Source organism: Pirellulales bacterium (assembly GCA_035499655.1).
Taxonomy (GTDB): Bacteria; Planctomycetota; Planctomycetia; order Pirellulales; family JADZDJ01; genus DATJYL01.
On sequence record DATJYL010000103.1, the window covers coordinates 1 to 10,416 of the forward strand.

A 10,416-nucleotide genomic window follows, 5' to 3' on the forward strand; every position below is an offset into this window, starting at 1 on the left:
GGGGACGGTTCCATTCTGCGGGCCGCGCATCAAATGGGCTACCATCAGGTTCCCATTCTCGGGGTGAATTTAGGAAAACTGGGGTTCCTGGCGGACCTATCTCCCAATGAGTTGCTGAGTGTGCTACCACAAGTTTGCCAGGGCCTTTACAAGGTGTCGGAACATCTCATGTTCGAATGCCGTGTGTTGCGGAGCGGCAAAGTGTTGCATCACATGCTGGGGCTCAACGAAGTGTGCATTTGGGGAGGCAAGCCATTTTGCATTCTCGACGTCAACCTTTACGTTGACGCAGAATTGGTAACCACTTATAGTTGCGACGGCTTGATCGTGGCCACGCCCATCGGATCCACGGCGCACAGCCTGTCGTCGGGCGGGCCGATTTTGCGAAAAGATTTACAAGCGTTTGTGTTCCTACCGATCAGTCCGCACACGCTGACCAACCGGCCGGTGGTCGATTCGGCCCAGCGCGTGTTCGAATTAGTCGTCAGCGAGCCGCATGCTGGAACGACGGTGGTTGTCGATGGAGTAGAGCTATGCGGACTGGCAGGTGACGACCGAGTCCGTGTGGAGCGAGCCGAGCCCAAATTCAAATTTGTGGAAGTGCCCGGCCACAGTTACTACCGCACGTTGCGGGAAAAACTCGGCTGGGGCGGGCGGTTGCCATCGGACAAAAGGCGGTAGAGTTACCGTCGAGATAGCTGTCCTTCCCTACGAAGTTTTACTCGAACGGAGTCGAGTCGAATGTCTTCCCGCTTTGTTGTCTCAATCGGCTGCTTATTTGTCGTTTTGTGGGCCATGTCGATGGCCCTGATGGAGCGGACGGCACTTGCCGACGATGCCTCTTCGCCCGCGCCTTCTGCTGGACCCAAATACACATTGCGTTACAAATTCCAGCCGGGCGAAATTGTCCGCACGCAAGTGTGGCATCAGGCGAATTCAGAAACCACCATTTCCGGCACCTCACAAACCGCTGAAAGCACCAGCGGCTCGGTCAAAGTCTGGCACATCAAAGAAGTTGAACCCGATGGCAGTGTGACTTTCGAGCATTCTGTCGAAAGCGTCGACATGCGGCAAAAACTGAGCGATCATCAAGAAGTCACCTATAACAGCAAGACCGATAAAGATCCGCCGCCGATTTACGCGGCCGTGGCTAAAGAAGTTGGCGTGCCGCTGTCGGTGGTGACCATTGACGCCACAGGCAAAATTACCAAAAAAATGGATCGAGGGCAGAAAATTTCGACCGTCGAACAGCAAACGAGCGATATGGTCGTTCCCCTGCCGCCCGCGCCGGTTGCAGTGGGCGAAAGCTGGAACGTGCCGCAAGATGTTACCATCACGCTGGAAGAAGGCGAAACCAAAGTCATCAAAACCCGCCAGCATTACACGCTGGAAAAAGTGGTGCATGGTGTGGCCACGATTTCGGTTGCCACTCAGGTACTTACCCCTGTGAATAATCCGGCCATTCAATCACAACTGGTGCAGCGCTTGACGCAAGGGACCATTCGCTTTGATTTAGACGCTGGCCGAGTGCTTTCCAAGCAGCTCGATTTGGACGAGCGCGTGCTGGGGTTCCACGGCGCTGACAGCAGCGTGCACTTTGTCGGCCGCTTCACCGAGGAATACCTGCCGCCGGCCCCTAAAACCGCCGCCTCGAAATCTACTGCGAAGAAATAACTCCGCTTCGCTTTGCCAGAATTGCGGTAATGTGCCCCTGCACGCGCGCCAGCAGCAGCGTGATTTCGTCATCGCCGTTTTGACCAGCGAGCAATTCGCTGCGGACTTTTTCTGGATCGAGCGGAACACCTCGTTTCTTCACTTCCAGCCGCCCTATGCTTCGCCGAGTAAGCCACTGACGCAGCGGCTTTACACAGTACGGCAGAACTTCCTGCACTTCAAAGCAATCGAGCAGCGGGCTGTTGATCAAGGTGTCGGCCGTGAAATATGCCACGCCCGGCGTGATTCTCATGATCTCGTACTCAGCAGTCAGCGCTCCCTCGAGTTTTGCCCCCAATATCGCGGCATCGGGTTCAAACACGTAGCGGCCAATTTGCGGAGCCAGAGGACATTCTAGATTCGGTTCGCCAATGAACGTCGCGGCAGCTTGTTCCAATATCGGTGGCGCCGCATTTCCGCCTGCGATGGCTGACGATTTTACCACCGTGGCGCGCCTGCGGCCCGGGTGAAGCGCTAAGCTGCCAAACCAGGCGACCAATTGTCGACATTGCCTGCCGCGGCCGATCCATTCCAATTCGGCCTCGCGCCACCAGGACTCGGTCAAATCGGCTGCCGGAGCAAGTTTGATGGCTGCATGGGGACAGGCCGAAAGCATCCGAGTGAGCACAGCGGGTCCCGGATCGTGCAATTCCACATTGGTGGTTCGTCGGCCAGTGGAACGGCGATCGGGGTCGATGTGCCAGGCCACCACATTGGAGAGGACTCCTGCCTCGGCCACCTCTTTCACGTCGAAGGTCACGGCGGCCTTCGAGCATGAATCGCCGGTACCAAGCACGGCCGCCACGTTGGCCTCGGCCAGAATTACGGCGACGGGGTTGCGGTCCACCCCCCGCACATTTCCGCGTTGCGCCAGCGCGAGCGAGTCGCCGCCGATGCCGCAACACAGGTCGGCCAACGGCTGGTCCTGGGGAAAACGGCTGGCTTTGTACGCCGCCACCCACCAGTCGGTGGCTTGTTCTAAGGCTAAGGGAATAAAGAACATCTGCGCGGCCAGAGGGAACTTCTCCTTGGCCTTGGGACGAAGCTCCAATTGTTCCAATAGCAGATGGACCCGCGGCGCGGGAAGCTTCTGCCGCAAGGTCGCGGCCAGCGTAACCAGAGATGCATCCTTTCCCGCCAGCGATGCTGCCCGGGCCAGCCATTGGGCGCCGTCCAGGCTAACTAGCCAGCGGTAATCTTCCAGTATGGCTTGCGAATCGACAGAATTGCGCATGATTTGCGATTTAATCAACGACACAACCCCTTATTTGACACGCCATTTCCGGCCAATTAAAATCGACGTAGGTTGTTGATTTGAAAAATCTTACGGTCAAAACAGCAATCCGTCGGATAGGTGCTCTAAGTTCTGAGTGTTCAGCGCGGTGTGGTCAATACGGCCGCCTGGCTTGAGCCGTGCCTTTCCGGAAGCCGCATTCGCTCTCCTCGTGAGGTACTTCCCTTATGGCTGTTCGCGAAAACCAAGGTCTGCAAATCGCGCTCATCATTTTCGTCACGCTGACCGTCTTGCTCAGCCTGACGACTTTCGTCTTTTTCCGCAACTATCAAAACGAGCAGCAAAAGTCTAAAGATGCCCTAAAAAATGAGGGGGATGCCCGACAAGCGGCCTCGGCCATGAGCGACGAACGCAACCAGCTGATGCAGTACATCGGGCTGCAAGCCAGCGACAAAAAAGAAGCCGCCACCGATGCTTGGACCAAAGATATGGCCGCGTTCCAAGCGTTGCGGTCCGGTTCGTTGCCCGATGACGAAAAAACATACCACAAGATGATCGTCGGGTTGCAGTCAATCATTGCTACTCAACACGCCGAGTTGGAAAAACAGTCCGCCGATTTGCGTGACGCCAAGGCCGATTTTGACCGCAAAACCGCCGATTACGAGGCCGAAAAGAAATCACTGGCCGCCGAAAAAGAAAAGGCCGTGGCCGATTATTTGGCCGAACGGGCCGCCAACACCGAGCACGTGAAAAAGCTGGAAGATTCGCAAGAGGAGCTATCGACGACGTTGCAGAAGCGCGACAAGGAAATGGAAACCGAGCGGACCGATTTGACCAATAAAGTCGCGGAACGCGATAAATCGATCGATACGTTGCGAAGGCAGCTTAAGTCGAGAGAAGACGAGATGAAGGATTTGCACGGCAAATTCTCGGTCAATTCGCAACCCAGCGGAAAAATTGTGTGGGTCGACCAGCGCGACAACACCGCTTATATCAACCTGGGCAGCGATGATTTACTTCACAAACGGGTGACGTTTGCCGTGTTCGATCAAAACACGACCGATCCCACCGCGGTGCCCAGCAAGAAGCAAGGCATCAGCGCCGTGGAGTCGGAAAATCAGTCGGTGGTTAGCGAGGCCAAGCGCAAGGGCGTTTTGGAAGTCATCAACGTTACGGGACCGCACCTGGCTGAATGTCGGATCCTAGAAGACTCCTCTTCGAATCCGCTCTTGCCGGGCGACATCATTTATACGCCGCTGTGGCGTCCGGGTCAGCCGGCTCACTTCGGCCTGGTGGGTTTTTTCGACGTTGATGCCAAAGGTACTAACGAGATCCAGAAAGTTCGCGAAATCATCCGCACCAACGGCGGCGTGATCGATGCTGAGACTGACGAAAAAGGGAACGTGAAGGGCGCCTTGATGCCCACGACACGCTATGTAGTTGAGGGAGAAACCAATCACGAAGGTTACAATAGCGCCGGCATTAGCACGCTGCTAAAAGACGCTGACACCTTGGGTGTGGAAATCATCGACATGGCCAAATTTCTCGATATGATGGGCTACTCTCCATCGAGTGCTGTCGAAAAAAGTGTGGGCGGTCGTCCTGAAGGGGTGCCCGAGGCCGGCGAGCCAAGCAATAACTTCCAGCCCCGCACACCACTGGAGCGCAACGGAGCGCAATCGCAGAAATCGTCACTCTGAAAACGAACTCAAGCCTTCGACGGTGCCGCACTTCAGGAGTGCATTGGTCGAGAAAATTCGTCTAGAAATGCCGCTTGGGAGCAACGCCTTGCCGATTGAAGTTCAAATGGAACGGGGACCGCGCTAGTGATATGCCGCACGTTTAGCGGAACGCTCCTCTAACCCAGATTGATTCCAGATTTGAGGTCCACGCTGCTTTCCATGATCGTGTCGACCAGCGGTGCAACCAGCGGCGTGGCCAGCGGGTTCACTACCGCTAACGGATCGAGCAGTTGGACCGTATGAGTCGTTGCGCTGCCGACAGGCGTAGTATACAGTTGGGCTACTCCGCTGCCGTCGATGTCGCGGGCCAGCACGTTCACCGCAGCGTTGATGTTGCCGGTGGTATAAGCTTGGAATTCGCGTTCCAGCGTGCCAACGCCGTCTAATACCCGCACGCGCGATTTTCCGCCGGCCCCGGCGCCCAAAATAATTTCATCAACTTCATTTCCGCCGATCGTGGTGCCATCGACGTCAGCCATCGTGAGCGAGACCCCGCCTTTGAACGTGTTTTCGAAACCGTAGAATTGTCGGATCGGAGTAGTCGAATTCGCGGCGACATCGAAAAAGCTGTATTCCTTGATCAGGTTGCTTTGGCCGACACCTGGTGCGGTAACAATTTCGTCGATGCCATCACCATCGGTATCGCCTGCGGCAATGGCCACGCCGGCAGTCATGGTTTTGGGATACGGTGCGAAGGCGGCATCCGGAATGGGGTTGGTAAACATCCCGCTGCCGTCATTCAAAAATACGCTCACGAGCGGCGCGCCCTTGGAATGCGAAGTAATTAAATCCGGCGTACCATCTCCGTTGACATCGCCCACGGCCACGTACAGGCCGCTCTTGTAGTTGGGGTCGGGAACGAGATCTGTAAGCAGCGCTCCGGCGATGGAGTCAGGATTGTTCACAAATTTCTGGGCGCCGGTAGTATTGGCAGCCATGATGGCGCCGCTGTATATCTTTACCTCGGCCGAAATTCCAGCGCCTGGAGCAACAATGATGTCGGGCACGCCATCGCCGTCCACGTCGGCCGTGGTAACCCTGACGCCACCAACGAAGTTTTGCGCGTAAGCATAAAACTGGTATAGCAACTGATTGGTAATGGCGCTGTACACCTGGACTAATGGCTTACCGCCGCCGCTGTTGGCCAGGGCAATAATGTCGCTTTGGTCGCTGCCGGCATAAATGGGCGAACTGTTGTCGGCAATCGGATTGGCCGCGTAATCGGCCGGATCTACGCCGTCCTGGCCGAACTGATTCACGATATTCTGGATATTGGTAAACGTAATTGTCTTGCGGTTGCCAAACGTCCACTGGCCATTTCCGGCGCCATCGTCCGATTCTGAATATTGCGTGCCGGCCAAATGGACGGCCAGCGTGTTTTGCACGGCCCCCGGATCGCCATTGATGATGTACGACGTCGTGGTGCTGGGCGTAACGGTGAACTGGTCGGTTCCTTGGGTGCCGTTGAGCGTCAGTACTTCCACGCCGCTATAAGTAAAGCCCGTAAACACCGATCCGGCCGGCTGAACCGGCAGCAACTGGGTTGTCGAAAGCAGGTAATTTTGATCTTCCAAATTGGGCGAGCCGTCGGCATTGAGCGAATCGTTGAAATCCAATTCGTCGGCGCCGCCAAAGGCCTGGGCCCCCATCACCACGTTCACAAATTGCAAACCCTGGGGCGTTTGATCGCCGGTGTCAAAGCTGACGGTATCGGTGCTGGCTCCCTTGCTGGTGTCGATTACTAATTGCTTGATGTTGTTGAATTGCAGATTGCCGGTCAAAGAAGGCGGGAAAAAGGCGCTGTCGACCTGACCGGATATTTGCCATGAGCCATCGAGTAGGCTAGTGACGTTGTATTCGTTATTCAAAAAGCCCGGGGCCGTGTAATCAAGCTGGTTAAAGTTTTCCAGCCGTAGAGCGCTTAAGTCGCCGGTGATGGGGTCAGGAGCTGGGTTGAATTGCTGCAGCAAAACCGTGGTCTTGAAAGGCGTGCTTGTGGAGCGGGTCACGATTTTTTTGTTCACGACAGTCGTGCTCGTGGTCACGGCTGTTCCAGAAATGAGCAGCGTGCCCGCCGCGCCGGGAATTAAACCTTGTGGAATCAGAGCGGCAATCTCGGCGATTTCTCCTTGGTAATTGTTCGAAGCTGGCGCGAGGGGAGTGTACTGAACGTTGTAAGCGCCGTTGCCGGTGATGTTGAGTGTTTTTACGTCCGCACCGCCATGCACTTCGACCTCCACACCAAGCGTCGGATCGAGATAAATTTGGTCTGCATTGGTGGTGCCATCGACCACAATCTTAAACGGTTGGCCGTCATCTTTGCGGCCCGGCGTCACAATTTTCGTCAGATTGATGTTATAGGTATAGCTCGAGATAACACCCGGATCACCCAAGGCCGCGGCCGCGTCGCTAATGGTCGTGGTGTAAGTATTGTCGGTGTATGCTGTGACGGTGACTTTTGCCTGGGTGGCATTGAGCTTCGTGATGTAAATCTGATCGAACCCACCCGTGCCGGTCACATAGGCGATGTCGGGATTGGGGCCAATATCGGAATCGCTTGTCAGTTGCAGGTAGCTGTTGATGGTAACCGTTGGATCATCATTGAACGTGGCGTCAGGAAAAACAAACGGGGAATAACCGGCTGGTTCGGTTTCAGAAATCGTTACGCCGTCGCCACTGAGATTGAAGGAAGTGTCCTGTGGAGGCAAAGGAAATTGTGGAACACCGAGGAGCGCCGCCTGCTCCAAAGTTCCAGGTTGCAGCATGGGTTGAAAATTGGCGCCATCCTGCATCATTGGAAAGTTATTAAAATAAGCGGAGTTGGTGTCGCTGATGGTCGGGACGAATTCCGACGACTCAAGGAAGCCCCCTTCTACCATCGCGTTCGATTGATTGAGGAGCTGCACATTTGGGTCGCCAAAATTGGAGAATGGACCAGTCGTACCGTTTTCCACTTCCGATAAACCAAAGTCCCAGCCGATTGCATACAAGGCTGCATTGGCCAAAGCCACATTTAACGATCCGCCGGTTCCACCGGGTCCCAGCACCCGATTGACCCAGTAGTTCACGTCGATAATGCCCCCGGTATCAAGCCGGCTTGGCCTTGCCCCTGCCGCATTGGGCGATTGTACGGCGAAATCGGCGCTGATTGGCACATTGGAAGCGAACGCCGTACTATTCACTGTCTGAAAAATGCCGGCGAAGTCGATAAACACGTCGTTGCTGCCAAATTGTTGTCCCGTGTCATTGAGCGCATCCAGTGCCGCAATGTTCGACAAGTTTGTGGACCCGCTGGCAGGAATAGTTTGGCCATTGACGCCGAAATTTACGATGTTGCTGTTGAAGGAAGAAATTACCTGGATGTCGAAGGGCTCCAAGGCCTGTTCTATTTGTGCGGTAATGGCCTCTTCCAGGGTCAGGGTGTCCGTGGGCACAGCGACGGTATCCAGATAACTATTCAGATAACTGCTCAGGCCGACGAAGTTAAATGGCGTCCCCGTCGTGGCGTTATTCAGCATTAGCCCTAGTTCTTCCTCGTAAACGACATTTCCGGCCTGCGCTGGACGGACCATGGCGTCGTGAATTCCGTCGAAGGTGAGGCCCAATAACGTTCCCAGGCCAGCGTAGGGTCCGCTGGTGGGGGCTGTGTAACCGTTACCGAAGTCGAGCCACACGCGGGTTACGAGCAAGCGCCTATCTTCCAATTGCTCCACGACGGCTTGCCGCCCGAAATGGGTTCTGCGTCCACAGCTTTGGCGGCCAGCGCGCTTAGGGCGACGGAAACTTGAAAACAACCCCGACAGCAAACCTCTTTGTTCCGGAAGCATGGCGATACCGTGGGAAGACAAGGGCCAAGGATAGTGAATCAACGCAGGTACATTAACAGCTCAAGCATTTGGCGGACTGGGCGTCAACTTACGTTGAAGAATTAAGCCCCACCGCGATTGCTCGGGTGGCGCAGCCTCTTCGTTTACTTTGTTCGCCCGACCTCTTTTACCGAAAAACACTCGGGGAAAATCGCCCAATCGACAGTCCGCAGCGGCGGCGCCGTCGGTCTGTTCCGTAATTCTCCCTGATGCTTCAACGCCCAGCGCCCCTAGGGCTGGGCATAGTTTTTAGTTTCATTGGGGGTTTTCGCAGTGTCAAGCTGCTACGACTGCCCCGTGCGACAGGACGAGTTAATTGCGCCCTTTACTTAACGCAACAAGTTTGTCAAAAGTTCCGATAAATTGGATTGCACCAACCATTTTGAGCAAATAGCCAGGGCCCCGCGCCGGAATCGTTGGCCGTTCGCAGCCGAGTCTAGGCACTTCGTGCGGATATTAACCCAGGAATATGCCGTCGGTCATCGCGGGATCAGTTTCCATGAAGGTATCGATCAACTTGCCTGTAAGCGGATCGAACCCTTCGATCACATGGGTTTTACTCACGATCCCCTGGCCGACAAACAATTCCGCCTCTCCGTTGACATCGACTGCGGCGATTCGCAAGGCTGCGCTGGTATTACCCGCGGTAAAGGCCTGAAATTGCTCGAGCAGGTCGCCGTAACCGTCAAGCACCCTGACGCGCGATGTGCCGCCGCTGCCGGCCCCCAGCATAATTTCGTCGGTTCCGTCGCCATCGGCATCACCCAAGGCCAACGAGACGCTATTTTTGAAGGTTGATTCAAATCCCAGGAATGTACGCTCCGGCGTCACGGCCAGATTATTATCAAAGTCATCCAGCACCGTGTTGTAATCAAACACCTTGATCTGCACGGATTGGCCCGTTCCTGGGGCGGTAACAATTTGGTCGACCCCATTACCGTCGACATCACCCACCGCGATCTGCGCTCCGGTCAGGAATTTGGTGGTGTAGGGGTTGAAGGCCACATCCGGGATATCGTCGCCCAGAAGTAAGTTATTGACTTCGAAAACTTCGACATTGGGCACAGTGCTGGATCGAGAGGTAACAATGTCGATATCTCCGCTGCCGGTCAGGTCTCCTGCCGCGACATACAGGCCGCTCTTGTAGGTGGCGGCTTCGGGCATGAATCCAGCGGCGAAAATATTGTTTGAGCCAGTGCTTTTGATATTCGCCGACAACTTGATGGTGATGCCGCCCACACTGGAACCCAGTGCGCTGATGATGCTGTTGGAAGCCACCGGGTCGAAATCTGCAATCACCGTCCCGCTGCCTGTCGCTGCCGCAGACAGAGTGATCGTACCGACACCTATTGCAGATATGGTTGTATTCCCCGGAATGTTGAGGCCAGTCACAGGCTCCCCGACGGTCAGCCCAGCAACGCTGGACACATTGACCATTTTGCTGCCACTGGTGGTTGTGACGATCACTGAATTGGAACCGGCAACCGATTGGCCGACGATCAGCCCGTCGACGCTGAGCACATTGCTGATCGTGGCGGCTGTTTTACCCTTGGTTGTTTTCAGCGTGACGACGGCGGGACCCAGCACGGCGGTAATTGTCGCGGAACCAGTGGCCGGCAGGGACAAAGCGACGGTGGTGCTGTTGGTCATCGAACTCACGGTCGTACCAGCTGCAATAGTGGACCCGGAGACCGATTGACCGACGACACCAATGGTGGCGATTGCGCTGCCGTTGACGGTGGTTACCGGAATCAAGCCGCTGACACTAATCAGGGCCGTATCGGGATTCGCGACCAAGTGTGTGCCGGTGGTCGCCGCGCCTGCGGCCAACATGGCGCCACTGTACAGCTTGACCTCGCCC

At 55.6% G+C, this 10,416-nt stretch carries 6 protein-coding genes; 3 read left to right on the forward strand and 3 right to left on the reverse strand.

Annotated elements, in window-relative coordinates:
* Together VMJ32_07410 and VMJ32_07415 are read left to right on the forward strand one after the other, a co-directional pair.
* Positions 1-681: NAD(+)/NADH kinase (locus VMJ32_07410; GenBank protein HTQ38838.1), on the forward strand; the 681-nt coding region annotated here is incomplete at its 5' end.
* Between the two features lie 60 nt (positions 682-741).
* Positions 742-1,674: a hypothetical protein gene (locus VMJ32_07415; protein ID HTQ38839.1), complete on the forward strand. Its 933-nt coding sequence runs from the start codon at positions 742-744 to the stop codon at positions 1,672-1,674.
* Here the strand turns inward: VMJ32_07415 and VMJ32_07420 are convergent.
* Entirely contained in the window at positions 1,658-2,947 is a 1,290-nt protein-coding gene (locus tag VMJ32_07420; protein ID HTQ38840.1) for a class I SAM-dependent methyltransferase, read from the reverse strand. The genes VMJ32_07415 and VMJ32_07420 overlap by 17 nt on opposite strands.
* 227 nt (positions 2,948-3,174) lie before the next feature.
* On the opposite strand from VMJ32_07420, the gene VMJ32_07425 reads away from it, so the two are divergent.
* Positions 3,175-4,647 carry a hypothetical protein gene (locus tag VMJ32_07425; GenBank protein HTQ38841.1) on the forward strand — a complete coding sequence of 491 codons (1,473 nt, stop codon included), beginning with the start codon at positions 3,175-3,177 and terminating at the stop codon, positions 4,645-4,647.
* 158 nt (positions 4,648-4,805) lie between these two features.
* On the opposite strand, the gene VMJ32_07430 is transcribed toward VMJ32_07425, so the two are convergent.
* On the reverse strand, positions 4,806-8,516 hold the full coding sequence (locus VMJ32_07430; protein HTQ38842.1) for a VCBS repeat-containing protein: 3,711 nt from the start codon (positions 8,514-8,516) through the stop codon (positions 4,806-4,808).
* A 495-nt stretch (positions 8,517-9,011) separates the two neighbouring features.
* A partial coding sequence (locus VMJ32_07435) for a hypothetical protein (GenBank protein ID HTQ38843.1) occupies positions 9,012-10,416 on the reverse strand: 1,405 nt, incomplete at its 5' end.

Excerpts from the sequence above, each read along its gene's own strand:
- VMJ32_07430 (HTQ38842.1), bottom strand. The coding sequence starts at position 8,516 with ATGCTTCCGGAACAAAGAGGTTTGCTGTCGGGGTTGTTTTCAAGTTTC.
- VMJ32_07420 (HTQ38840.1), bottom strand. The coding sequence starts at position 2,947 with ATGCGCAATTCTGTCGATTCGCAAGCCATACTGGAAGATTACCGCTGG.
- VMJ32_07415 (HTQ38839.1), top strand. The coding sequence starts at position 742 with ATGTCTTCCCGCTTTGTTGTCTCAATCGGCTGCTTATTTGTCGTTTTG.
- VMJ32_07425 (HTQ38841.1), top strand. The coding sequence starts at position 3,175 with ATGGCTGTTCGCGAAAACCAAGGTCTGCAAATCGCGCTCATCATTTTC.